The organism is Kaistia algarum (assembly GCF_026343945.1).
Lineage (GTDB): Bacteria > Pseudomonadota > Alphaproteobacteria > Rhizobiales > Kaistiaceae > Kaistia > Kaistia algarum.
In genome coordinates this window covers 1,359,920-1,384,120 of sequence record NZ_JAPKNJ010000001.1, presented here as the reverse complement: position 1 = coordinate 1,384,120, position 24,201 = coordinate 1,359,920, and the positions used below count along the sequence as shown (strand labels likewise).

The window sequence follows — 24,201 nt, the reverse complement described above, 5'->3', positions numbered from 1 at the left end:
GTCAGACCTCCCGGACGTGAGTAGTGCGGGGCAGGGCGGCGACGGCATCGGCCGCGACCAGCACCAGATCGACGCCGCAGGGGAAGAGCGAGCGATTATCGGCGAGTTCGCCGGTCAGGCCATCGCGCCAGGGCGATACAGCGACGTGCGCCTCGCCCAATATGCCCGGTCCCGTGAGTTCAAGGCGGACGCCGGTCCCCAGATCCTGAACCGCGGCGAGGATCGTGGTCGACCGGTCGGGATAGTCGTCGCTGCCGAGAGAAAATGTCGCCAAAGGGGGCATGGCGGCGAAATCGGCGACGAGCGCGAAGGCGGAAAGCTGCGGATCGGCGACGATCCGGGCGCCGGTGTGGAAGCGCAGATAGGTGACGACCTCATTGGAGCTGGCCAGCGCCGCGTCGAGCCAGAGCGGCGCCTCGTGATCGGCGAGCGACAGCGCCAATGCAGCAAGACCCGCGGTCAGCGGCGCCGGCGCGGCAAGACGCAGCGACAAGGGCTCGATGGTGCCGGGGCGCGCCAGGGCATTCATAAGGCTGCGGAAATTCGCCTGGCCGTCCAGAGCGGGCTCGGCAAGGCCCGAGGTTGCGATAGCTGCGGACATCAGTCTTCTCCCCGCACCATGGTGAAGAAATCGACCTTCGTCGCAGCGACGCGGCGCGCCTTGGCCAGCGCCTCCGTCTCGACGCGGCGGCGTATCGGGGCAAGAGCCGTCTCGACGGCCTCACGCTCGACACCCTGGCAAAGCGCGTCGAGAATGGCGGAAATCCGAGCTTTCTCTGAGTCCCGTCCGAGCTGATAGGCAAAGCCCGTCCGCCCATCGGAAAGACGAATGGCGGCGCGCGTCACCGTCGCCTCGCCAAGATTGAACGCCCGGCCATCGCCGCCCATCCGCCCGCGCAGCATGACGAGACCGCTCTCGGAGCGGCGTAAATCCTCGGCCGACGGACCCGGACCGATATTGGCGTAGGCTTGTTCCAGCTCCATTTTCGTCGCCGCGACACACAGCGCCATCAGCGCTTGCCGCGCTGCGACAATGGGATCGGGCCGTAGGTCGGGGCTCGGCGATGGACGAGAACGGGTGGATGTCGGCATATCAGGCCTCGGTTGGACCTTTGGATCGCGAAGGGCTTCCCCTTCGAATTGTCTAATGGTATAGACGATTGCATGAAACAGTCCAGTGACGATTTGATGACATTGCCGGTCGAGGTCGGACCGGCCGGCGAAATCTCCCGCGGTGCCGGAATCTCGGCTTGGCGCCAGATCGCCGACGAGATCGCCGCCGATATCGGCACCGGGGCGCTCGCCGCTGGCGCGCAATTGCCGACGGAAACCCAGTTCGCCGCGCGCTTCGCCGTCAATCGCCATACGGTTCGCCGGGCCCTGGCTGAACTAGCGGCCCGGGGCCTCATCCGGGCGACCCAGGGTCGGGGAACCTTCGTCGAGGCGCGGCCGCTGCCCTACCCGATTGGCCGCCGTACGCGTTTCTCCGAGATTGTCTCGCGCGCCGGGCGCGAGGCCGGGGGCAAGCTGCTCCAATCCATCATTCAGCCCGCCGATCCGGCGGTCGCCGCGGCGCTCGGGGTTGCACTCGCGACCCCGGTCATCCGCCTCGATACGCTCCGTTTCGCTGACGAGACGCCGATCTCGACGGGAAGCGGCTATTTTCCGCTGCCGCGCTTCGAACGGCTGAACGACGCTTACCTGGCCTATGGTACGATTACCAAGGCGCTGGAATCGCGAGGTATTTCGGACTACCGCAGGCTCGAGACCCGGATATCCGCCCGCCCCGCCAGCGCCGAAGAGGCGGCGCGGCTGGACCTCTCCCCCGGCCGGATCGTCCTCACCGTCGACAGCACCAATGTCGACATGGACGGCATCCCGATCCAGTTCACCCGCGCCCTCTTCTCCGCCGACCGGACCGAGATCCTGGTAGAAAGCTGAGCCGCGTCAGACGATCTTGGCCTTGCCGATGATCGCCATGCGCAGCCGGGTCGAGATGAAGTCGATCACGGCGACGGTGACGAGGATCATCAGGATCAGGAACGCGACCTGCTTCAGTTCGAGCACGCGGATCAGCTCTGTCAGATAGGCGCCGACGCCGCCAGCTCCGACAATGCCGATGATCGTCGCCGACCGCGTGTTGGATTCGAAATAGTAGAGCACCTGGCTGGCGATCACCGGCAGCACGCCGGGAATGAGGCCGAAGCGGACCTGATGGAGCCTGTTGCCGCCGGAGGCGGTGATGCCTTCGGAAGCCTTGCCGTCGGTCGCTTCGATCGCCTCCGAGAACAGCTTGCCGAACGAGCCGAAGTCCGAGCAGGCGATCGCCAGCACGCCGGCGAATGGCCCGAGCCCGACGACATTGATCCACATCAGCGCCCAGATCAGCGTATCGACCGAACGGATGACGTCGAAGCTCCGCCGCGCCGCGAAATGGACGAAGGGGTTCGGAATGACATTCTTGGCGGCGAGGAACGCTACCGGGAACGCCAGGACTGCGGCGGTCAGCGTGCCAAGAAAGGCGATGCCGAGCGTTTCGCCGAGCGCGATCGAGAAGGCGACGAACCGGCCCTGCGGCTCCGGCGGGACCATCAGCACGGCAAACTGGCCGAGCCGGTGCAATCCGTTCAGGATCCGCGTCAGCGAGAAGCCCAGGACCACCATGGACAGGAAGGCGAGGGCGATCAGGGCCAGGGGAATGCCAATCGCCATCAGCCTCGACTTGGTCGAAACGCGGAAATAGGCGCCGTGCCGGGTTTTGAGACCGGCGATATCGGCCAAGGCAGCTTCGCGCAGGCCTCGGCCGGCCGAGGGGACGGCTCCAAGGCTCATTTCCCGCCCTCCATGCCAATCAGGCGATGGCGCAGCTGCTCGGTGCCGATGTCGATCAGGATGACGGTGGCGATGATCATCAGGAGGATCGCGCTCACATCCGAATAATAGAAATTGCGGATCGCGACGAGGAATTCCTGGCCGATGCCTCCCGCGCCGACGAAGCCCATGACGCCGGCGCCGCGCACATTGATCTCGAAGCGCAGCAGCGAATAGGAGGCGAAGCCGGGCAGAACCTGCGGCAGCACGGCATAGCGCACGGTCTGGATCCACGAGGCACCAGCGGCGGAGAGACCTTCGACCGGCTTCATGTCGATGTTCTCGACAACTTCGGCGAAGAGCTTGCCGAGCGCGCCGGTTGTGTGGATGGCGAGCGCGAAGACGCCGGCCATCGGTCCGAGCCCGAAGGCGATGACGAAGATCAGCGCGAAGACGATGTCGGGAACCGTGCGGCAGAATTCGAGGAACCGGCGCGCGACGATGCGCGTCCAGCGGCTCCGCGCCAGATTGGCCGAAGCAAAAAAGCAGAGACAGAAGGCGACGATCGCGCCCATGAAGGTGCCGAGATAGGCGATCAATATGGTCTGGCCGAGCAGGCCGAGCCATTTCGGGAAGTTCCAGTACCATTCGCGCATGTCGGCGGGGAAATTGCCGAGCGTGAGGACGGGGACGGTCTTGCCGATGAAGCTGCCGAAATTCCCGAGATTGGCGAAAAGCGTCAACGGACGCACATGGGCCAGCTGCGCACTGATCGCGATCAGCAGCAGGACGATGCCAGCGACGATCAGCCCCTTCATGCGCCGGGCCGAAACCGCCTTGTCATAGGCCGCGGCCAGTTGGGCAGCCTGGTGCTCGGGAAGTTTCGCGATCGCCGTGGCCAAGGAGAACTCCGTCTGTGTTAGGCCCGCCATCGCGGCACCGATCGCCGCGATCCGGATACGAGAAGGGCGGCCGGATCGCTCCGGCCGCCCTGATCGACAGAGCCTCGATCAGCTCTTCTTGCGCTGATCGTCGTTGAACTTCACCATCTCGACGACGGGCTCGTAGTCCTTCGCCGTGATCGGCGCGAACTCGATGTCCTTGCCGTCCGAGAGGCCGGCGAAGGCCTTCGGGTCGTTCTTCGGCATGGCGAGGAAGGCCTCGGTGATCTGCTTCTTCAGATCGGCCGGGAGCGAGGCGAGTACCGAGTACGGGCCTTCGGGGAGGAAGTCCGACTTGAAGACGATGCGGAAGTCTTCCTTGGTCATCGGCTTGCCATCGGCATCCTTGAGGACGCCCTTGGTGATCATGCGGGTCAGGTTGGAATCGTCTTCCGAGTTCCAGGAATTGGCCGCGGCGTCGACGGTGCCCTGCGCGAGCGCGAGGACGGCGTTGTCATGGCTGCCGGCGAAGATGGCCTCGGAGAAGAACGTGTCGACGTCCTTGCCATCGCGATGCAGGAAGAAACGAGGCGCATTGTTGCCCGAGGTCGAGTTCGGGTCGACGAGGGCGAGCTTCTTGCCCTTCAGATCGTCGATCGACTTGTTGGGGCCGTTGGCCAGCGTGTAGATCACCGAATAGTAGCCGGTGAGGCCATTGGAGTGACGCGAGACGGCGACCGGCTCGGTGGCGACACCCGTCAGCACGGCGCGGGCATAGGAAGCCGGGCCGTAGAAGGCGATCTGGGCATTGCCGGCGCGCTGCGCCTCGATCACGGCCGCATAGTCGGTCGCGACGGCGAGCTTGACCGGAACGCCGAGCTGCTTGCCGAGATAGTCGGCGAGCGGCTGGTAGCGATCGGTCGTCGTCGAGGCGTTCTCGGCCGGAATCACGGCGATCGTGAGCTCGGGATACTGCGCCTTCCAGTCTTCGGCATGGGCGACGCCGGCGATCGCCAGCGTGGCGAAGGCGGCACCGATCAGGGTACGACGGTTGAACATCGGGTCTCTCCAGGCGTTGACGGCGCCGCTACGGCGCCGATTGGCATGCCCTTCAGGGCATCAGATGGCCACGGCGATAGCTTCGCCGGGTAGTTCTCGGGGGTGTGGTGCGGGCGCGTGGTCGAGCACCTCGCCGGCCTCAAGTCCGTAGAGCTCGCGCGCTACGTCGTCGGTGAGCGCTTCGGGTGCGCCGTCGAAAACGAGCCGGCCGGCCGACATGCCGATCAGCCTGTCGCAATAGCCGCGCGCGAGCTCCAGCGAATGGAGATTGCAGAGGACGGTGATGCCGTAATGCTTGTTGATCCTGAGCAGCGCATCCATCACCACCTTGGTATTGCGCGGATCGAGCGAGGCGATCGGCTCGTCGGCGAGGATCGCGTCCGGTTCCTGAACCAGGGCGCGGGCAATGGCGACGCGCTGCTGCTGGCCGCCGGAAAGGCTGTCGGCACGCTGGGCCGCCAGGCCGGCGATGTCGAATTGTTCCAGCGCGGAAAGCGCGATGGCCCGGTCCTCGTCGGTCCACATCCGCATCAGCGAGCGCGGTGTAGAAACCTTGTTGAGGCGGCCCATCAGTACATTCGTCAGAACGTCCAGACGGCCGACCAGATTGAATTGCTGGAAGATCATCGCGCAGCGGGCGCGCCAGTCGCGCAGCGCCTGGCCCTTCAGCCGAGTCACGTCGATGTCGTCGAAGCGGATGTTCCCGGCGGTCGGGTCGACCAGACGGTTGATCATGCGCAGCAATGTCGATTTGCCCGCGCCGGAACGGCCGATCACGCCGACAAAGCTGCCGGTCGGAATTGTGAGGCTGACGCCGGACACAGCCGCCTTGTTGTTGTAATAGCGATCCACCCCGTCAAGGACGAGCATGCAAGGACCTCCTGATTTTTGGAGATACTGCTCAGTGGATGCAAATCTATTGTGACAGAGTTCTTTGCCTGTGGACGAAGCCATAAGCCGTCGGCATCTTTTGACTTTGTTGGTTCGCCGGCTTTGTCATGGACGCGTCATGGAATTTCTCCACCTTGTCCGCACGCCATCCAAGCCTGCGGAGACTTCGTCATGCGCCTCGGCCCGAGCCCGACTGTCCATCCGACGGCGAGCCTCCGCGACTGTCATCTCGGGCGCTATACCGAGATCGGGGCGCGCACCAAGATCGCCGAGACCACAATGGGCGACTATTCCTACATCTCCGAGGATGGCGACGTGATCTACAGCGCGATCGGCAAGTTCGCGTCGATCGCCGCGCAGGTGCGCCTCAACCCCGGCAACCATCCGCACTGGCGGGCTACCCAATCGCATTTTACCTATCGCGCCTCGTATTATTTCGACGGCGAACCCGACGAGCCGGCGTTCTTCGACTGGCGTCGCTCAAGCCGTGTAACGATCGGCCATGACGTCTGGATCGGCCATGGGGTCGTCGTTTTGGCCGGCGTCTCGATCGGCGATGGCGCGATCATCGGCGCCGGTGCCGTAGTGTCGAAGGATGTCGGACCCTATGAGATCGCCGTTGGCGTCGCGGCGAAGACGGTGAAGCGCCGCTTTCCCGTTTCCGTTGCCGACCGGCTGCAGGCGCTCGCATGGTGGGATTGGGAGCATGAGCGGCTCCGGACCGCTCTGCCGGATTTCCGCGCGCTGCCGATCGAAGCCTTCCTCGAGAAATATGAGAGCTAAGGTCGCTCAGCGCGGTCCAAACAGATCGATGACTTCGAAGGCACGCGTCCGATCATAGCTGTGCAGGCCGCTATTGGAGCGCCAGGGCCGCGCGACCTCGACGATTCGCTGCTGAAAGCCGTCCTCATCCAACTGGTTGATCTCGGCAAAGGCAAGCCGCGCGCCATAGCCACCGGCGCAATCCTGCGCCGGGCGGATGAGCCGGCCGCCGATGTCCAGGATGCGCCCGCCCGGCCGCGACGAGGCGAGATCCACCTGGATCGGATTGCCCGGATGCGGGTGCCACGGTCCGGTGAGGTGTTCGGCCCGGTACAGCGACAGCGCGTCCCAGCTTGAGGTCCAGCGCGCCCTGGAGGCCGCGAAAAGCCACCATTTGCCATCCTTCCGAAGCAGCGTCGCGTCGGCCAGATCGGCGTTGTCGATCAGCACCTGATGCAGCGTCCAGCGATCCGGGAATCGATCGGCGCGGTAGAGTTCGACCGTGCGCCTTCCCGAGGTTTCGGGGATCATCCAGATCGCACCCTCGGCCGCGAAAACGAAGGGATAGGAGAGATGGTCGGGGCCTTCGAGGACCGGCTGCGGCTTCGACATGCTGCCATCGGCCGCGACCTTCGCGACGGAAAGGATGCCCTTCTGCGTCGTATAGGGGAACTCTTCGACGAACAGGAACGTCTCGCCGCTGGCCTCGAACAGGAAGGGGTCGGCATAGAAGCGCTGTCCGTCATCGGACAAGCGTTGGAAGCCGTTCGGTCCAAGGTCTGGCAGGCCGTCGCCTCCGACACGCCGTCGCAGGGCGACATGCCAGTCCGGCGCTTGCCCAAGCTGGCGGGCGAGCTTTGCGCGGATGCGGCCTTCGAGCGAGCGGATGAAGAACGCTGCCGGCGAACCGCGACGGACGGACGGCGCCGGGGAGGGTGGCAAAGCCGGAGGGCGGCCCTTCCGAAGGCGAGTCACCTCCTGGACAAGCATGTCGGCCGCGCGCCCGAACAGCATGTCCAGCGCCGAACCAGCGCGGTTCGGCGTTTCGGTCGCCGGTCGCCAGCGCGACAGGACGGTCGCGGAGCCATCCTCGACGAGTTGCGTCTCGAACAGGGCGTGGCGGCCGGAAAGAACCGCCGCGATCGCACCCGTCTCGAAGGGCAGGGCGTCGCAGAGAAGTTCGAGGACGGGAGGATCTCCAGCCTTGGCGGAGCCGCCGGCCAGATCGACTACGAGATCCGCCGTTCCGGATCCGCGGGCCAGCGGGCGCATCGTGTCGAACGTGACCCTCTCGCTCGCGCGGTCCGCCGGACGCCCCCCGATCCGATCTTCGAGCGCCAGAAGCGTTTCCATGCCGCGCGGCCAGGAGATGCGGCCCGGCGACAAGGTTAGGCAGATCGCCACGCCGGGCAGCACCGCCAGTTCGGCGATCAGATGGTGCTGCCAGAGGCGAAGCGCGTCCGGGTCGAGCCTCACCTCGATCAGCATGGCGTCAGATTTCCGTTCGGTTAGCGCCGGCTTTACGGCTTGGCGTCAGGATGGCCCGTACGACGGCGTGTCCGCCGCCATCGGGGATCGAGCCTATTGGCAAAACGTAAGTATCTCTTCTACACGCGCTCCTTCTCCGGCGGCGGCGCGGAGCCGGTCTGGGCCCTGCTCGCCTCGCTCTTCGCCGAGCGCGGTGACGAGGTCGTGCTCGCCCTCGACGAGCGCGGCGAACCGGCCGTGCCACCTAGCGAGAGACTGCGTGTCGAGATCGTCGGCACCGGCGCAGTCGAGGGCGTGCGCGGCGTTGCCAGGCTTCTACGAGAGATCCAGCCGGACGCGGCGCTCTCTGCCATCGCTGCCAATGCGCTGAAGCTCGCCGCCGCCAACAGGCTGGCGCGAACCGCTACGCCGCTGGTCTTCTCCGTGCACGGTCTGCTGGAGCACAAGACCGGCAAGCTCTCGGCCGCCGCGCTCTACGGCCTGCCGCTTCTGAGCCGCTCGGCGAGCCGGATTGTCTGCGTCTCCGACGGGCTGAAGCGGACCATGATCAAGGATTGGCATGCCGATCCGGCCAAGACCGAGCGCATCTACAATCCCGTTCCCTCGCAAACGCCGGTGGCGAGCCGCGCCGCGCTTGACGCCCGTCCGCCGCATGTGGTCGCTCTCGGCCGCCTCTCCCCCGACAAGGGCTTCGATGTCCTGATCGACGCCTTCGCCAAGGTGAAGACCGAGGGCGCGACGCTCAGCATCGCCGGCAAGGGCGTGGACCGGGATGCGCTTCAGGCCCGGATCAAGGCGCGGGGGCTTTCGGATCGCGTCCGCCTCGTCGGCTTCGTCGTACCCGCCTCGCTCTACGCGGTCGCCCGGCTCTGCGTCATCCCTTCCCGCTCGGAGGCCTTCGGACTGGTCGCCGCGGAGGCCCTGTCCGCTGGTCTGCCGCTGGTGGCGACGGACTGCGATGGGCCGCGGGAGATCCTGGACGCCGGCCGTTATGGCCGCATCGTGCCAGTGGGAGATGTGGATGCCATGGCAGCCGCGATCGACGCGGCGCTCGGCGATCCGGGAGATCCTGCTCCGCGCATAGAAAGGGCCAAGACGTTTTCGGTCGAGGCGGGGTTCAAGGCGTGGTTGGAGCTGCTGGACGAGATCGCCACTGAAAGGGCCTCAGGCTAGCCGTCCGTTGCCAGCGAGCTTGCCGTCGCCGCGGTCGCCGGCCGCGAGGCTGCGATGCCGCTCGAACAGGCGCGGCATCTGCACGGCGGTCGAATAGGGAACGGCCTTCCGGCGGATCATGGCGGGGTCGAGCTGTCCCGCCGCGATGGCTCGAAACAGTGCCAGGAAATGCTCGGTGAGGCGGCTCGCCGTATCGTCGCCCGCCTCGCCACGCTCGATCAGGAAACCGCTTTCGCCATCCACGACAAGTGGATCGAACTGCGGCAGGCGGATGGCGCCCATGGGACGGCCGCTGGAAAGCGTCTCGAGCAGGTAGCAGGGCATGCCTTCGAAGAACGACGTCAATATGCCCGCATGAGCGCCGCGCAGGATGGCCGCGACGCCGGCCGCGTCCTGGAAGCCGTGACGAACCGTGAACGGCTTGATGGCGGCAAATTCCGCATAGCGATGCGGATCGCTGGTGCCGACATAATCGAAAACGAAGCGCCCGCCCAAGGCCGCATGGAGGCGCCGCATGGTCTCGAACATCAGCGGCGGATCCTTAAAGGCGTCGAGCCGACCGGCGAAGGCAATGCGGAAGATGTCCGTGGGCGGAAACGGCGCGGCCTCGAAACGGTCCATGTCGACCGAGACGGTCAACAGCTCCGATTTGCGGACGAAATGCGGCGCAATCCGGCGGAAGCGCTCGATGATATTGCCGTTGACGCAGACGATCCGGCTGGCGAGCGACAGCGCGATGCGCTCGTTCAGGAGGTTTACATACCAGAAGCGGCGGATCAGCGAATCCATCCGGTCTTTGCGGCTGCCCTCGCCATGAACGATCTGCACCACCGGCCGCCCGATCAGCCGGCCGAGCAGGCCGAGTTCGAAGCGCTGCAATTCGGTCGTGGCATTGGGACCCTCGCCGAGGCGGCGGATGGCACGGATATGGCGAAGCGCGCCGAGCGCGAAGCGCAGGGTCACCGACTGGGTCAGCCTCTTGGCGGCGCTGTGGATCTCGGCGTCTGGAACATGGGCGACGGGCAGGAAATCGATCGTCCGCTCGCCCACGGCAAGGCGAATCGGCTTGCCGAGTTCGAGATCGCCGCGCTCATCGATCCCGACCAGAAGCACCGAAAAATCGGCCGGGTGGCGCTCATACATGAGCCTCACATGCGTCTCGATTCCGCCGACCTTGGAGCCGCGCGGATCGATCGGGTGCAGGAGCGTCAGGCGATGGGTCATGCCGGAGCCTGTCTCAGAGGTGGCGGATCGGCGAGGGGGCGTCTTGCTTGCGTCGGCGCTCGACGCGAAGCATGCGGTCGTCGCCGCCGCGCAAGCGATAGCGGAAATAATAGAGCAGCGAGCGCGTGTAGCGTGCCGTCAGCCGGCGAGGCTCCTGCAACACCCGCCACGCCCATTCGAAGCCGGCCCTCTGCCAGAGCGAGGGCGCGCGCCGGTTGGCACCGGCGATGAAATCCAGTGCCGCGCCGACGCAGACGAACATAACATTGGGCGAACGGCAGACGGCCATGTTGGCGAAGAGTTCCTGCTTCGGCGCACCGAGCGCCAGAAAGCAGATCTGCGCGCCGGAGGCTGAGATTCGCTCCGCTGCTTCCCGCGCGGCAGTCCCGGTCGGATCGAAGCCCAGGGGCGGTGATTCCGATCCGGCGATGATGAGATTCGGGCTCTCGGCCAACAGATGCTCGGCGGCCTTGTCGCGAATGAAGTCGCCCGTTCCAAACAGAAACACGGGAACGCCTGCGGCGGCGGCGGCATGGCAAAGCGGTGCCACCAGATCGGCGCCGGTCACGCGCTCGACCGGCTCGCCGAGGTCCTTGGCCATTACCACGACCGGCGCCCCGTCCGCGGAAACATAGGTAGCGCGCTGATAGGCGGCGCGGAAATGCAGATGGTCGCGCAGCTTGACGAGATGATCGAGATTGAGCGTGAAAACGGTGCCGCCCTGGCCGGCCCGGCAATCGGCAATGATCCGGCGCACCAGCTCCTGCTGGTCGCGGATGTTCACGCGGCCCTCCGCCATGCGCACGAGGTCGAGGCGGGCATCGTCATCGTCGAGCGAAAGAATGTCATACATGGCTCGCGCCCTGGTTCGCCTGCCGTCAAACCGCAAACGCACCCTTGGGGCAAGAATAGATTAAAATTGGATCGTTTCGTCGTTAACGATGAGAGCTACAAAAAGAACAGCGAGCGGATTTCGTCTTTAATATCAACGTTCACATGGTTGATGATAGATTAACTAAGTCTCGACAATTGCGATCTGGCGCCGGTGATTTATGTGAACCTTCGATCTATGAGTCGTTGGCCTCTGGTGCTGTGAATTGCTGCCGGGGAGCTGCCGAGGGTAATCCGAATGAAACCGTCCCGCCGTGAGACACTCGCCTTGCTGGCCGGCTCGGCCGCGACCGTGCTTGCCGGACCGGCGCAGGCCCGGGCGGAACCGACGCTCTCCGAAGCGGCGCGTGGCGCAGGGATTGTCTTTGGAACGTCCATCGCCGCCGACACGCTGGCGGATCCGGCGCAGGCGACACTCTACCGGCGCGAGGCCGGGATCTTCACCGTCGACTATGCCCTGAAGTTCGGCGCGTTGCGGCCCGAGGCCGATCAGTTCCTGACCGCCGATGCCGATGCCATCCTCGCCTTTGCGGGCCCCATCCCCGTACGCGGCCATACGCTGGCCTGGAACGAGAGCCGCCCGGATTGGCTGATGGCGCTCTCTACGGCCGAGAAGCGCAAGGCGCTCGACCGACACGTCGACGAGACGGTCGGCTATTACGCCGGAAAGCTGCATTCCTGGGACGTGGTCAATGAGCCGTTCTGGCCGGGCCACGGGCTTCCCGGCGGCTTCCGCGATGGGCCGTGGCTGGAAGCGTTCGGCGAGGGCTATGTCGAGCGCGCCTTCCGCCGCACGGCAGCCGCCGATCCGAATGTGCGCCTCGTCCTGAATGAAGCGATGACCGAGCGCTGGGACGAGACCGGCGCGGCGATACGGGCCGGGCTCCTGAAGCTGGTCGATCGGCTGCAGGATCGCGGCGTGCGGCTCGACGTCGTCGGCCTGCAGGGGCATATGCTGCCGCAATATCCCTATGATGACAACGGGTTCTCCGATTTCGTCGCCGAACTCGCAACGCGGCGGGTCGACATCTACATCACCGAGCTGGACATCGACGATGCGCGCTTCCCCCGTGATGTGGCGGCCCGCGATGCGATGGTTGCCGCGCGCTATCGCGATTTTCTGAGTGCCGTTCTCGTGGTTCCGGCCGTCAAGATGGTGATCACCTGGCAACTCGCCGATTCGGCAAGCTGGTACTATCACGGCGAGCTCGAAGCCCATCCGAGCGCCTCGCGATTGCCGCGCCCGCTCCCCTTCAATGACCATCTGCAGCCGAAGCCGGCGCGCGACGCCATGCTGGCGGCATTCGGCAGCCGGCGGGCCTGATCAGCCTCTCTCGGACAGGCGTCGCGAAAGGCGATCGACCAGCGTCGCGCGGTCGCGGCCGGCGGTCTCGTTCCAGCGCGCCACATTGGCTAGCGCCAGCCGAGCGGCGTCTTTCAGTGCATCAGGTGTCGCGAGGCGAGCGAGGATTGCAGCCGCCGCATCGGCCGGGCGCGCCGGATCGACCAGCAGTCCGGAAGCGCCCAGAACCTCGCGGAACACCGGCATGTCCGTCGCCACGACATCGAGCCCGCCATGCTGGACCTCCAGCAATGTCAGGCCGAGGCCTTCATCCTTCGAGGTCGAGATCATCATATGCGCGCCGGCAATCCGCTCGCGGACCAGGTCCGGCTCGAGATAGCCATGCAGCGTCACGTTCGGCGCCCGCTTCAACGTCTCGATCTCCTCGCCCCAGCCGAAGCGACCGACAATGTCGAGATGTGCCGGGCGACCGGCCGCATTCAATGCCGCCACGATCGCGGCGGCGGCGGCGAGGTCTTTCCGCGGCTCGACGGTTCCGATGGCGATGAGGCGGAGCGTCTCGCTCGCATACGGCGTCGGCCGTTCCGCGGCGAGGTGGGAAATCCCGAAAATGTCGCGGATCTGCGGACGATAGAGCGTAATCTCGGCATCGGGCCGTGCAAAACGCGCGATATCGGCTCGCGTCGTCTCCGAATTGACCAGCAGCCAGGGCAGCCGCTTCAGCGCGAAGGCGAAGGCCGGTGCCATATAGGCGCGGGCGCGCCAGTTCAGATCCTGCGGCCGCGTCAGCAGGAAGCTGTCGTGGACATAGGGGATGACGCGGTCGCCGAAGAGCGTCAGCGGCTGCGACGGCGGAAAGCCGGGACAGAGCGCAAGGGCGCGGCGGTTCGCGAGGAGGCGCATTGGCAGGGTCATGGTCTGCGCGGCGATCATGCCGGCCAGGCCAGCGGCCCGGATCGACTCGACCGGCAAGGGTGCCAGCGCCTCGGCGGAGAAGAGTTCCAGAGTGATCCGCTCCAGCCCGGTCACATGACGGCCGAGGTGGCTTTCGTCGACATAGATCCGCGGCACCGGCATCAGCCGCGCGTCCGGACCGAATCGGCAACGGCGACGGGGACCGCGCGTACGGCGATCATGCCGCGAAGGTTCGGCACCAGGGCCTGCAAATCGTCGAACATGCTCAGAATATCCTCGCGCCCAGCCTCGGCCGCATCGACGACCATCAGCACGTCGTCGGCGAGGGGCGACAGCGCCTGGAACAATTCGGGCGGGCAGGCGGCGCCGAGGTCGATGACGATATGGGCGAAGCCATCGGCGACATCCTCGACCGTCTCGGCAAGGCGCTCGCCATGCGCCGCGATCTTGTGGCGGAGATCGGCGCTGGCGGCCGGCAGGAGAACGACCGACGTTCCGGCGAGCCTTGCGCCGATATTCCCGGTCGGAACGCCGTCGAGCTCGACGTCGAGAACGCCAAGGACATCGGGGCCGATCAACGCTGTTCCCGCATTGATCGCCCCGGCATTGGCATCGACCAGAAGCGTTTCGGCCCCGTCGCGGGCGACCGCTCCGGCGAGGCCTGCGGCGATGGAGGCGATGGCGCCTGGCGCGGCCGTGCCGAACAGCAGCCGCACCACGGGGCCATCCGTCTCCTGCGGCTGGGTCAGGCGGGCGAGAAGGGCATCCATCGCATCGGCGGCGCCTTCGGCGAAGTCGGCCATTCCATCCGCGGCTTCCGCGGGCGTCAAATGCGCGCCGCCGGCCAGCGGCGCCGGCACGGGCAGGATCGCGATGATTTCGGCAGCCGGCAGTGTTTCGGGGGGCGACGGCGAAAGCACCTTCTCGATCCGCTCCGGCGGGATATCAGGTGCTTCGCTGCGGCGCGGCCGGCCGAGATAGAGCGCCAGTGAGATGCCGCAGCCGAGGCCGCCGATCAGGGAGAGAGCGAGGATGACGGATTTCTTCGGCTGGGCGGCGACGAGCGGGACCTGCGCCGGCGAGATGACCCGCACGTCAGGAACCTGCAAATTCTCCTGGAGACCGGTCTCCTGCGCGCGCGACACGAACGCCTTGTAGACGTCGCGCCGGATCGCGGCGTCTCCTTCCAGTTCCCGCAGCTCGACACTCGCCTGGCTGCTGTCATTGACCTGCTGCGTCGCCCTGGCGAGCGCCGTCGCCGTGGCCGCCGCCTGGGACCGCGCCAGATCGGCGTCGATCTTGGCACGGGCGGAGAGATTCTTCAGCTCCTGGACGATCAGCCCGCGCGTGCGCTCGACTTCGGCGTTGAGCGCCGTCATCTTCGGATGACGGCTTCCGAGCGTGTCGGCGAGTTCCGCCTGCTGCTTCTGGACGATGGCGAGTTCCAGCTTCAACCGGCCAAGCACGCCGGAATCGACATTGTCGAGTGCGGCTCCAAAATCATTGCCGCCAGTCCGGGACAGGGCGTCGATCTTGCTCCAGCGCTCTTCGGACTGGTCGGCCTTCAGCCGCGCCGCATTGTTCGCCTCGTTCAACTGGGCCAGCGTCTGCTCGTCCACCGGCTTGCCGTCGATCTGGATGAGGCCGTGCTCCTCGCGATAACGCTGCACGCGCTGGTCCGCCTCGCGGGCCTTCGCCTTCAGGTCGTCGACCTGCCGCAAGATGAGATCGTTCGCCTGCCGCGCCGTGTTCTGTTTCGCTTCCGTCGAGCTCTGGATGAAGGCCTCGGCCACGGCGAGCGAGAGCCGCGCCGCCTTCTGCGCCGAGACGGAGGAGACGATCACATCGACGACATAGGTATCCGCCGTGCGTTCGGCGCGCACATGCTCTGCCAGCGAGCGCACCACCGCGTCGAGATCCGCGGGCTGGCCGGTTCCGCCGAACTCGGGATCGTCGATCAGGTTCTCGTCGAGCACGACATTCTTGAGCGTTGCAAAGGCGGTGACGAGGTCGACCTGCGTCTCGATCCATCCGGCTGGCGTTCCCTGCGACGGGCCGGTCAGGTCGGTTCCCACGATCTGCTTGTCGCGCGGGTCGAGCAGCACGCGCGTCGTGGCGCTGTAGATCTTCGTGGCGACGGCGACATAGGCGAGGCCACCGCCCAGGAAGACGGCGACGACGAGCGCGATAATCCACCAGCGCCGCAGCAGCAGGCCGAAGACGACGCCGAGATCGACCATGTCCGAGGGCGCGTCGGCCGCCATCGGCCCGCCGACCGAAAGCAGTCTCCGATCGAGCGCGCCTGACAGCGTGGCCACCATCTCGTTCCGTTGGGCAAGAGCGTTGCGATTGCGTCGGCCGAACCAGCGGACGACCCATAGCGACTATGGCCCGATTGGCATTAACGATCCCTAAACGATGTTTATCAGCAGCGCGGATCGTATGTTACCACTTATTAACACTTGATTAACCAAGAAAAACGCTAGAGACGTTGTCGATTTCTTTATAGTTAAGTATTTATTTCTGGTAACTATAGATTTTCTACCACCAGAACGACAAGTCGTTCAACATAATCGATACAATTTGATTGAGATTGGCCGGTTTTCTGGTCGGCACCTTCGTGGAGGACTATAGGATTGCGCTGGGGCGATCGAAGGGGTGCTGGAGCGGAAGATCGCAAGAATGGGAAGCGGAAATTCGGCCAGGGCCCGCCATGTGGAAGCTCTGCGTGGCCTCGCCTGCGTGTTGCTCGTCGCCTATCACGTCATCGGCAACGATGTGGATCACGGCATGCATGTTGCGGATTCCAGCGGCTGGCGGCTGTTCACCGAGATATTCATGCATGTCCGCATGCCGCTCTTCTCGTTCATTTCCGGCTATGTGTTCTCCACCGCGATCGACGGCGCTTCGGACTTCTTGGTCGCCTGGCTGCGCAAATTGCGGCGGATCGGCATCCCCTTCATCGTTGTCTCGACCCTCTTCTATGTCAGCCTTGGCTACACGGCGGCTGGGTCCGGCCAGATTCCGCTCTGGAAGATCTACGTCCTTCCCTATGAGCATTATTGGTATCTTCAGGCGACGCTGCTGATCATGACGTTCCTGCTGGCTGTCGCGCTTTTTGCAGGCCCTTACCGCGTTCAGGTTCTGGGCGCGCTGCTACCCGTTTCGGTCTTCGTCTTCCTGCTCGCCCTGACCTTCGATCCGGACATCTTCGCTCTCGGCTCGGCGATTTACCTGATTCCCTATTTTCTGCTCGGCCACCTGATCCGCCTTGTCTCGCTCGACCGCAGCATCGGCGATGATCCGGGACGCAGGACGGCAGCGGTTGTCGGGCTCGGGATCGTCTTTTCCGGGCTGTTCGTCCTCGACATATTGAGCGTCGAGCAGCGCATTGCCGTCGATTTCAGCCGCCAATCGGCAGCCGGCCTCGCGCTCGGCCTTACAGTCTGCCTGCTGCTCTTCTTCGTGAGGATCCGCAGCCGTTGGCTCGAATGGATCGGCGTCTATTCCTATTCGATCTATCTGTTCCACGTCTTCGCCACGGCCGGCCTTCGCCGCATCATCCTGGCTCACTATCCCGATACGCCGCGCGGCGTCTTCTTCTTGCTCGCGCTCGCCGCCGGTATCGGCCTGCCGATCTTGCTGCATCATCTCTTCATCCGCCACCGCGCCACCGCGCTGCTGCTGCTCGGCATCGAGCTGAAAGGTGATGCGGGTCGGGCCGAGCCGCGGCTTAAGATCAAGATGGCCTCGCGATGAGCCTGCGCGCGATTGGAGAACCCGGCTTCAGGGTCGCCCTGCCAACCCTCTCGGATCTGGCGGCCGCCATGACGACGCTGGCTGTGCTCGTGCTGTTCCTCGTTTCGTCCAAGGTCCTGCAATGGATTGGGCTGCCCTATTCGGTCAGCGGCGGCTCGGCGCTGGCCAAGTTCCACCCGGCGACCTTCCTGTCGCTTGCCGCGCTGGCCCTTACCGTGGCGGCCGTCGGGCCGGGTCGTCTCCTCGCCGGCACGGCGATCGGGCGGCCCGGCCTCGTCGCCTTCGCCTTCGCCATCCTGCTGCTCTTCTTCCAGGCCGTCGTCGTCCAGAAGCTGCCCCTGTCGGCGATCGCCGACACCTTCGTCATGCCGCTGGCGCTGTTTATCTCGATCACCGCGCTGTCCGACCGTGCCGGCAGCCGGCTGGCGACGTGGCTGCATGTGATCTTCTTCGCCAATTCGGCCATCGGCTATTTCGAATATGTCACCGGCCTGCGCCTGACGCCCTATTTCCAGGGCACCGAGATCATCACCTATGACTGGCGGGCGACGGCCTTGTTCGGCCACCCGCTCTCCAACGCCCTCATGACGGGCGTCTATCTGCTGGTGCTGTCAGGTCGCGGTGGGCGGCGGTTCGACATCCGCCTGCGCGCCTTCCTGATCGTCTTCAATATCGGGGCGATGGCGGCGTTCGGTGGCCGCGCCGCGACGGTTGTCGTGCTTGGCCTGCTCGCGGCGAGGGCCGCCTTCGCCGGGCTCGGCGCGCTTTCGGGACGGCGCTTTTCGCGTCGTGCCGTGCTCACCATCACGGTCGCGGTGACGCTGGTGGGCACGCTCGGCACGCTCGCCATCCTCGGCGGCTTTCTCGACAGCTTCCTCGATCGCTTCCAGAACGACTATGGCAGCGCCGACACCCGCGTCGCTATGTTCCACGTCTTCGACGGCACAAGCTGGCACGACTATCTCTTCGCGCCCGACCTCAAGCACATCGCCGCCAATCAGCAACGACTCGATCTGGCTATCGCGATCGAGAGCTTCGTAGTCGCCTTCTTCGCCTATTACGGCGCGGTGACCACGATCCTCTTCTTCTTGGGCTTGTTCGCCTTTTCGGCCGAGATCGTACGGGCCGTCGGCATCTCGGCGCTGCTGCCGCTCGGCTATTATTTCGCCGTCTCGTCGACCTCGACCGGCATCGCCAACAAGACGATCGACCTCGCCATGATCACGGCGATGCTGCTGCTCTTCCTTGGGCGGCGCTTCCTGCCATCCGCGCCGGGAGCGCTGCGACCATGCTGATCCGCCAGACGCTGCGCTATTTGCCGGCGCAGGTTCTCTCGCCCGCCTTCCAGCTTCTCTCCATGGTGGTGTGGACCTATTGGTTGCCGCCGCACGAGATGGGTTCCTTCGTCCTCGTCACGGCAACGCAGGAATTCGTCAATTTGCTGACGCTCTCCTGGTTCTCGATCTATGCGCTGCGCTTCATGCCGTTCGAGCGGGGCAAGCGCGAGCGCGCCGATTATCTCCACACCGAGGCGGCGGTGGTCGCGCTGTCGCTGCCGCTGAGCCTCCTCGCCGCTGCCGGTTCGGTCGCGATCTTCGGAGCCGGCACGTTCTCGATCGCCAGCATCGGCATCGTCGGGCTGTTCTTCGCCAGCCGGGGCACGAACGCTCATTATTCGGAGCGTGCGCGGGCGCAGTCCAACATCCTGGCCTATACGGTTCTTCAGGTCGGCGGCCCGGTGCTCGGCTTCGGCCTCGGTCTCCTGCTCTTGGAAACCGTCGCCCCGACGGCCGAAATGCTTCTGCTCGGCTATGGCATCGCGCAGGCGGTCGCCACGTTGATCGCCGCGCCGATGATCGGCGTCTCCATCGTCCCGAAGCGCATCCATGGCGAATTCATTCGCCATGCCGTCAGCTATGGCGGGCCGATCCTGATGCTGTTCGGGCTTGGCTGGGTCGCCGAGAACAATTTCCGCTACATCGTCGAACACATGTCCGGCGCGGCGGCCTTCGGCCTGATGGCGGTGGGCTGGGGTCTCGGCCGGCGCTGCGCCTCGTTTGGCAGCATGCTGGTCGCCGCCGCGGCCTTCCCGATCGCCGCGCGCCTTCTGAACGACGGTCGGCGCAGCGAGGCGATGGCGCAGCTCTCCAGCAATGCGGCGCTGCTGATTGGCGTCCTGGCGCCGACGGTCGCGGGCCTTATGATCGTGGGAGGGGCGGCGACGGATCTTCTGATCGCCGAACCCTACCGGGAGACGACGCGGGCAATTCTCGGCCTTTCGGCGATGGCCGGCGCGTTGCGCTTCCTGCATGTCCACGTCACCGACCAGCTCTTCGTGCTGGAGCGACGGATTGGCTATGCCGCGATCGTCGACGTCGTCGAAATCGCCGCCACGATCGCCTTCACAGTCATCGGACTTGTCTTCCACGGACCGGTCGGCGGCGTCATCGGCAATGCGACCGGTTCGGCGCTGGCGACCCTGGTGAGCCTCGCTCTGGCCCGGCGGATGGACTTCACCCTACCGCTGCTCGACCTCGGTAAGGTGCTGGCCTCGACGGCGGCGATGACCGGCGCCCTCCTGCTGCTGCCGGCCGCGACGACGATTGTCGGGCTGGTGCTGACCATCCTGATCGGCATGGCGGTTTATGCGGCGGCGATCGCACTTGCCTATGCCGGCGAAGTCCGGGCGATCCTCGGCCGCCGACTCGCGGGCCGCGCCGTTTCCGTGTAGCGGGCGCTTCAGGCGGCGCGGCGAAATGCCCGGCGGACGAGGCGGGCAATCGCGGGGTGGCGCTTCACATAGGTCTTGGCGCTGGAATAACCGACCCTGGGCCATGCCCGCCACGACAGCGGTTCCTCGACCATGGCAAGCGGGATGCGGGCGACTTCGAAGCCGCGCTTATAGGCATAGTCGCCGATGGTGAAATCAAAGCTGCGGAAGCCCCGGCGGAACAGCGCCTCCATAGTGCGTTCGATGACGAGTCGGCCGGGCGAACAGTTAGCCCATTCGCCTGTTCCCGTGCTGATCCGCACCATGGCGTAGTGATCGCCCTTCGCAACGCCGATCAGTCCGGCGACGAGTTCATCGCCGGCGGTGAGGGCGGAGAGGAAGGCCGTGCCGTCTTCGATCCCTGCAGCGACGAGGTCGCGGTAGAAAGCCGAGAAGTCCGGCTGGTCGAGGAAATAGGGCTGGCCGAGTTCGCGCATGCGCTCGCCCTGCTGGATCTCCAAGAGACGGTAGAGATGGAGCGCCTCGTCGCGGCTCACGGCGATGGTGAAACGGGCGCGTTCGTCACGCGTGAAGACGCGCCAGAAGCGGCCGAGTTCCTTGCGATTGTGCTTTTCGAGCCCGCGCAGCCAACCTTCCCAATCCGTGTCGATCCGGATGATGTTGCCGAAGAGGTTCGACTCCCTGCCGCCGAGCGCGAGGAGGAGCGGATTGAAAGAGCCGTCGATGGTCAGCGGCAGCTTGTCGGCGCGGAAAAGGTCGGCAGCGGGCAGGGCGGCACGGACCGCGGCCCAGAGGCGTTTCGCCGAAGCCGCATCGCGGGGGGCCGCCGGTCCGAGCAGCGGCGCGTTGTAGTCGGTGATGCCGAGGTCGGCGAATTCGATCCTGCGCAGCCGGCCGGGCAGGCGGATGAGCGGCAGCGCCAACGCCGCGACGCCGGAGGCGTCCGTGGCATGAACGAGCAACGGCTCCGCCCCTTTCGCCGGGGCGACCTCGCCATACCAGCGAGATAGCCAGGCCTCGGTCTGGAACGGAGTTGCCTGATGCAAAGCGAGAAGAGGCCGCCAGAGTTCGGCGGCCTCGCGCCAATCATGGTGCACGGTGATGCGCCATGCGCCTGTTTCAGCCGCCATGGCGGAACCTCCCAAGCGGCCGGATCAGCGGACGACGTAGGCGGGAATGTCGACAATCGGATTGTTCGCGCCGCGGCCGAGGCGGAAGTCGACTGGCAGCATCTTGCGGCGTTCGCGCTTGAACCAGGGGCTGCGCCGCCAGCCGGCCTGCAGCGACGCCTTGGCCCAGAAGGCCGGGCCGTGCAGCGCGCGCCGCTTCGGCACGATGCCGAAATGCTGGCGAAGAATGCCATTGGCCACGGTGAGCATCTGCGAGCGGCGGATTTCGTCGGTCCAGTGCTCGGTCGTCATCGAGATCGACAATTCGCCATGGTTCTCGACGCGGTGCGGTGCGTTCAATTCCCAAGTCAGCATCTCGCCCGGCTTCAGATCGAAGACCAGCGCCTGACGATCGAATTCCGGCTCATAGCGAAGGCCGACTTCCAGCCCGGTCAGCGCGATCTTTTCGAGTTCCGGCTGCGGCAGATAGGGCTCCTCGGCCGGATAGAGATAGACGCGCTTCGATCCGGCGATCTGCCAGAGCGCCTGGCCGGGCAGATCGGCATGATAATGCGCCTTGGCATGCGGCGAGGAGATCAGGATGCCCATCTCATGGCCGAAGGAATCGAAGCCCGGCACGCGCTCGCGCGCCTCGGCATAGATTTCCTGCAGCAGATCGTCGTAACGCCGGTCGACGCTCTTCAATTCGCGCAGCTGCAGCCAGAGCCCGCCAGCTGCGATTTTCTCGATCACTTCGTGGCCGGTCAGATCGCCGACCTCGCCGCGCCGCCAGACCTTCTTCGTCTCACCGACGGAGGAGGTGCGGATCAGCGAATAATGCTCGATCGGATAGCTCTGAATGAGTTCGCCGAGCCCTTCCTTCGAGAAGAGTGGATGTTCGTGCAGATTGTGGCTGATCTTCAGCGGCTCGACGCCCCACCCCTTGCTATGTCCCTCGGTCCAGTCGCGAAAGATCGTCGCCATGCCATCGGCCTCCCAGTCGTCTATCCAATATCTTTGAATATAAATTTAGACAAAAGCGTCCGGTTCGGCCACGCGAATGCCCAAACAAGGTAAATTGCTGAAGATCTGGATAGATAAAATTTTATGCAAATTGGACTGATCGGATAAAAGCGCCGAAGCCCTATTCGGCGTGGCCGTCGGTCAGCAGCGCCGTCCTTCGGCCCGTGGCAGCGATCGAGGCGAAAGTGCCCTCGCGGCCGGGGGCGGGTCCGGCGCTATCGAGCAGCATGCGCCATCCATGGCTCGCCGGTGGCAGCGTGATTTCCGTTAGGTTCTCGCCGCCCTTGAACACGAGGCAGAGCCGCTCGACGCCTCGGCCCTGGCGCGCGGCCAGCACGGCGACGAGCGCATGCCGGTCGCCATCCCACCAGGCGCCGCCCTCCAACGGCCGCCCATCGGCGCCGAACCATTCCACGTCCGGCTCGGTCAGTCCGTCATGGGGCTGGCCCGTGAGCGGCTGGCCATCGCGAAGGGCTGGGTGATTCTTGCGCAGCGAAATGGCTCGCTGCGTGAAGTCGAGCATCGACACATCCGCCTTCGTCCAGTCGAGCCAGGCGAGGGCGCTATCCTGTGCATAGGCGTTGTTGTTGCCCGCTTGGCTGCGCCCGACCTCGTCGCCCATGGAGAGCATCGGCGTTCCGCGTGAGAAGAGGAGGGCGGCGATCAACGCTCGGGCATCGGCGGCGCGGCGCTCCGAAACGGCGGGATCGTCCGTTGGCCCCTCGGTGCCATTGTTCCAGGAATGGTTGGCGTCGGTGCCATCGCGGTTGGATTCGCCATTGGCGAAGTTCGACTTGCGCTCATAGGCGACAAGATCGGCCAGTGTGAAGCCGTCATGGGCGGTGACGAAATTGACGCTCGCCGAAAGCCGCCTCCGCCGCCCGGCAAAGATATCGGCCGAGCCGGCGACGCGCGTCGCGAGATCGCCGACCAGGCCGCCTTCGCCCTTGAAGAAACGACGCACCGTGTCGCGATAATGGTCGTTCCACTCGCCCCAGCGCGCCGGGAAGGCGCCGAGCTGGTAGCCGCCCATGCCGATATCCCAGGGTTCGGCGATCATGACGAGGCTGCGCAGCAGCGGATCCTGATCGATGGCAACGAGGATCGGCGCCGCCGGATCGAAGCCTATGTCGCGGCGCGCGAGCGTGGTGGCGAGGTCGAAGCGGAAGCCATCGAAGCCGGCTGCTGCCCAGACGCGCAGGCTGTCGAGAACGAGGCGGACGATATGCGGGCGGTCCCCGGCCAGGATGTTGCCGCAGCCGGCATCGTTGACGTAATAGCGCCGATCTTCCGGGACGAGGCGGTAATAGCCGGCATTGTCGAGGCCGCGCATTGACACTGTCGGGCCGAGATGATCGCTCTCGCCGGAATGATTGTAGACGACGTCGAGAATCGCCTGGATCCCGGCCTCATGCAGCGCATCGATCGCCGATCGAATCTCGGCGAAACCGCCGGGCGCGAGACGCGGATCGGGCGCGCTATAGGCGATTGGATTGTAGCCCCAGTAATTGCTGAGGCCGAGCGGCGGCAGATGGCGCTCGTCGAGCCAGGCCGCTGCCGGCATGATCTCGACCATGGTGACGCCGAGGGACTTCAGATGACCGATCGAGGCCGGATGGGCCAGCCCGGCGAAGGTGCCGCGGAGGCTCTCGGGTATCGCCGCGTTCAGCTTGGTGAAGCCGCGCACATGGAGTTCGTAGACCACATGCCCGTCCAGACCGAGCGGGTCGCGACGTGGCGGAGGGAGCGGGATGGGCGCCGTGACGATAGCCTTGGGCACGAAGGGCGCGCTGTCGAAATTATCGGCCTCCGACCCGCCATCGCGCCTCCCGTCCAGGAGCGCGGCATGGAAATGGAAGGGACGGTCGAGCGCGAGTGCGCAGGGGTCCACCAGCAGCTTGGCCGGGTTGAAGCGCTGGCCGTCCTCCGGTCGCCACGGTCCATCGGCGCGTAGTCCATAGCGCGCGCCCAGGGCGACGCCTTCGATGTGGCCATGAAATACATCGCCGGTTCGCGCCGGAAGGCGAAGGCGGTGGATCTCGCGGTTGCCGCTCTCGTCGAACAGGCAGAAATCGATCGCCGTCGCATTGGACGACCAGACCGCGACATTGACGCCGCTATCTGTCGGCGTCACGCCGAGTGGTTCCGCAAACCCTTCGGCAACGGACGGCGTCGTCATGC

General features: G+C 65.4%; 21 protein-coding genes. 7 read left to right on the top strand and 14 right to left on the bottom strand.

All coding sequences use genetic code 11. The features are described from left to right. Position 1: 1 nt before the first annotated feature. Together phnH and phnG are read right to left on the bottom strand one after the other, a co-directional pair. On the bottom strand, positions 2–601 hold the full coding sequence (phnH, locus tag OSH05_RS06670) for a phosphonate C-P lyase system protein PhnH (protein WP_104216990.1): 600 nt from the start codon (positions 599–601) through the stop codon (positions 2–4). Beyond that, complete coding sequence (gene phnG, locus OSH05_RS06665; protein WP_104216991.1) at positions 601–1,092, bottom strand: phosphonate C-P lyase system protein PhnG; 492 nt, start codon at positions 1,090–1,092, stop codon at positions 601–603. Before phnG ends, phnH begins: the two co-directional genes overlap by 1 nt. Before the next feature lie 72 nt (positions 1,093–1,164). Between phnG and phnF the strand changes: the two genes are divergently transcribed. Beyond that, complete coding sequence (gene phnF, locus OSH05_RS06660) at positions 1,165–1,941, top strand: phosphonate metabolism transcriptional regulator PhnF (protein WP_266352103.1); 777 nt, start codon at positions 1,165–1,167, stop codon at positions 1,939–1,941. Positions 1,942–1,947: 6 nt separating this feature from the next. Here phnF and phnE (OSH05_RS06655) read toward each other — a convergent pair whose 3' ends face one another. The 4 genes from phnE (OSH05_RS06655) to phnC form a co-directional block, all read right to left on the bottom strand. After that, positions 1,948–2,832, bottom strand: a complete 885-nt coding sequence (gene phnE, locus OSH05_RS06655) for a phosphonate ABC transporter, permease protein PhnE (RefSeq protein WP_104216993.1) — start codon at positions 2,830–2,832, stop codon at positions 1,948–1,950. Next, positions 2,829–3,713: a phosphonate ABC transporter, permease protein PhnE gene (gene phnE / locus OSH05_RS06650; protein WP_104216994.1), complete on the bottom strand. Its 885-nt coding sequence runs from the start codon at positions 3,711–3,713 to the stop codon at positions 2,829–2,831. Before phnE (OSH05_RS06650) ends, phnE (OSH05_RS06655) begins: the two co-directional genes overlap by 4 nt. Positions 3,714–3,821: 108 nt before the next feature. Beyond that, positions 3,822–4,751, bottom strand: coding sequence for a phosphonate ABC transporter substrate-binding protein (phnD, locus tag OSH05_RS06645; protein ID WP_104216995.1), 930 nt, complete (start codon positions 4,749–4,751; stop codon positions 3,822–3,824). 60 nt (positions 4,752–4,811) lie between these two features. Continuing rightward, positions 4,812–5,621 carry a phosphonate ABC transporter ATP-binding protein gene (gene phnC / locus OSH05_RS06640; protein ID WP_104216996.1) on the bottom strand — a complete coding sequence of 270 codons (810 nt, stop codon included), beginning with the start codon at positions 5,619–5,621 and terminating at the stop codon, positions 4,812–4,814. A gap of 192 nt (positions 5,622–5,813) precedes the next feature. Between phnC and OSH05_RS06635 the strand changes: the two genes are divergently transcribed. Continuing rightward, positions 5,814–6,425, top strand: a complete 612-nt coding sequence (locus OSH05_RS06635; protein ID WP_104216997.1) for a DapH/DapD/GlmU-related protein — start codon at positions 5,814–5,816, stop codon at positions 6,423–6,425. A 6-nt stretch (positions 6,426–6,431) separates the two neighbouring features. Here the strand turns inward: OSH05_RS06635 and OSH05_RS06630 are convergent, their stop codons facing one another. Continuing rightward, positions 6,432–7,892, bottom strand: a complete 1,461-nt coding sequence (locus tag OSH05_RS06630; protein ID WP_104216998.1) for a glucosamine inositolphosphorylceramide transferase family protein — start codon at positions 7,890–7,892, stop codon at positions 6,432–6,434. A 96-nt stretch (positions 7,893–7,988) separates the two neighbouring features. On the opposite strand from OSH05_RS06630, the gene OSH05_RS06625 reads away from it, so the two are divergent. After that, entirely contained in the window at positions 7,989–9,065 is a 1,077-nt protein-coding gene (locus tag OSH05_RS06625; protein WP_165801420.1) for a glycosyltransferase, read from the top strand. On the opposite strand, the gene OSH05_RS06620 is transcribed toward OSH05_RS06625, so the two are convergent. Both OSH05_RS06620 and OSH05_RS06615 read right to left on the bottom strand, forming a co-directional pair. Continuing rightward, entirely contained in the window at positions 9,057–10,289 is a 1,233-nt protein-coding gene (locus OSH05_RS06620; protein WP_104217000.1) for a glycosyltransferase, read from the bottom strand. The two genes, OSH05_RS06625 and OSH05_RS06620, sit on opposite strands and share 9 nt — an antisense overlap. Before the next feature lie 13 nt (positions 10,290–10,302). Continuing rightward, positions 10,303–11,142 (bottom strand): WecB/TagA/CpsF family glycosyltransferase, encoded by an 840-nt coding sequence (locus tag OSH05_RS06615; RefSeq protein WP_266352102.1) that lies wholly within the window; start codon positions 11,140–11,142, stop codon positions 10,303–10,305. Between the two features lie 276 nt (positions 11,143–11,418). On the opposite strand from OSH05_RS06615, the gene OSH05_RS06610 reads away from it, so the two are divergent. Continuing rightward, positions 11,419–12,504: an endo-1,4-beta-xylanase gene (locus OSH05_RS06610; RefSeq protein WP_104217001.1), complete on the top strand. Its 1,086-nt coding sequence runs from the start codon at positions 11,419–11,421 to the stop codon at positions 12,502–12,504. Here the strand turns inward: OSH05_RS06610 and OSH05_RS06605 are convergent, their stop codons facing one another. Both OSH05_RS06605 and OSH05_RS06600 read right to left on the bottom strand, forming a co-directional pair. Then, on the bottom strand, positions 12,505–13,560 hold the full coding sequence (locus OSH05_RS06605) for a glycosyltransferase (protein WP_104217002.1): 1,056 nt from the start codon (positions 13,558–13,560) through the stop codon (positions 12,505–12,507). It lies immediately after the preceding gene. Further along, on the bottom strand, positions 13,560–15,719 hold the full coding sequence (locus tag OSH05_RS06600) for a GumC family protein (RefSeq protein WP_104217003.1): 2,160 nt from the start codon (positions 15,717–15,719) through the stop codon (positions 13,560–13,562). The genes OSH05_RS06605 and OSH05_RS06600 overlap by 1 nt, the downstream gene beginning before the upstream one ends. A 361-nt stretch (positions 15,720–16,080) precedes the next feature. Between OSH05_RS06600 and OSH05_RS06595 the strand changes: the two genes are divergently transcribed. Genes OSH05_RS06595 through OSH05_RS06585 form a run of 3 tightly spaced genes read left to right on the top strand, consistent with a single transcriptional unit; the run spans position 16,081 to position 19,888 of the window. Next, the gene (locus tag OSH05_RS06595) at positions 16,081–17,157 is read left to right on the top strand and encodes an acyltransferase family protein (RefSeq protein ID WP_104217004.1); all 1,077 of its coding nucleotides are present in this window, start codon (positions 16,081–16,083) and stop codon (positions 17,155–17,157) included. Continuing rightward, positions 17,154–18,452, top strand: coding sequence for a VpsF family polysaccharide biosynthesis protein (locus OSH05_RS06590; RefSeq protein ID WP_104217005.1), 1,299 nt, complete (start codon positions 17,154–17,156; stop codon positions 18,450–18,452). The genes OSH05_RS06595 and OSH05_RS06590 overlap by 4 nt, the downstream gene beginning before the upstream one ends. Next, complete coding sequence (locus OSH05_RS06585; protein ID WP_104217006.1) at positions 18,446–19,888, top strand: lipopolysaccharide biosynthesis protein; 1,443 nt, start codon at positions 18,446–18,448, stop codon at positions 19,886–19,888. Before OSH05_RS06590 ends, OSH05_RS06585 begins: the two co-directional genes overlap by 7 nt. 8 nt (positions 19,889–19,896) lie before the next feature. On the opposite strand, the gene OSH05_RS06580 is transcribed toward OSH05_RS06585, so the two are convergent. From OSH05_RS06580 to glgX, 3 genes are all read right to left on the bottom strand, one after another. Further along, positions 19,897–21,018: a GNAT family N-acetyltransferase gene (locus OSH05_RS06580; protein ID WP_104217007.1), complete on the bottom strand. Its 1,122-nt coding sequence runs from the start codon at positions 21,016–21,018 to the stop codon at positions 19,897–19,899. A 24-nt stretch (positions 21,019–21,042) separates the two neighbouring features. Continuing rightward, positions 21,043–21,981: a hypothetical protein gene (locus OSH05_RS06575; protein WP_104217008.1), complete on the bottom strand. Its 939-nt coding sequence runs from the start codon at positions 21,979–21,981 to the stop codon at positions 21,043–21,045. A gap of 160 nt (positions 21,982–22,141) precedes the next feature. Then, positions 22,142–24,199, bottom strand: a complete 2,058-nt coding sequence (gene glgX, locus OSH05_RS06570; RefSeq protein ID WP_104217009.1) for a glycogen debranching protein GlgX — start codon at positions 24,197–24,199, stop codon at positions 22,142–22,144. Between the last annotated feature and the right edge of the window lie 2 nt (positions 24,200–24,201).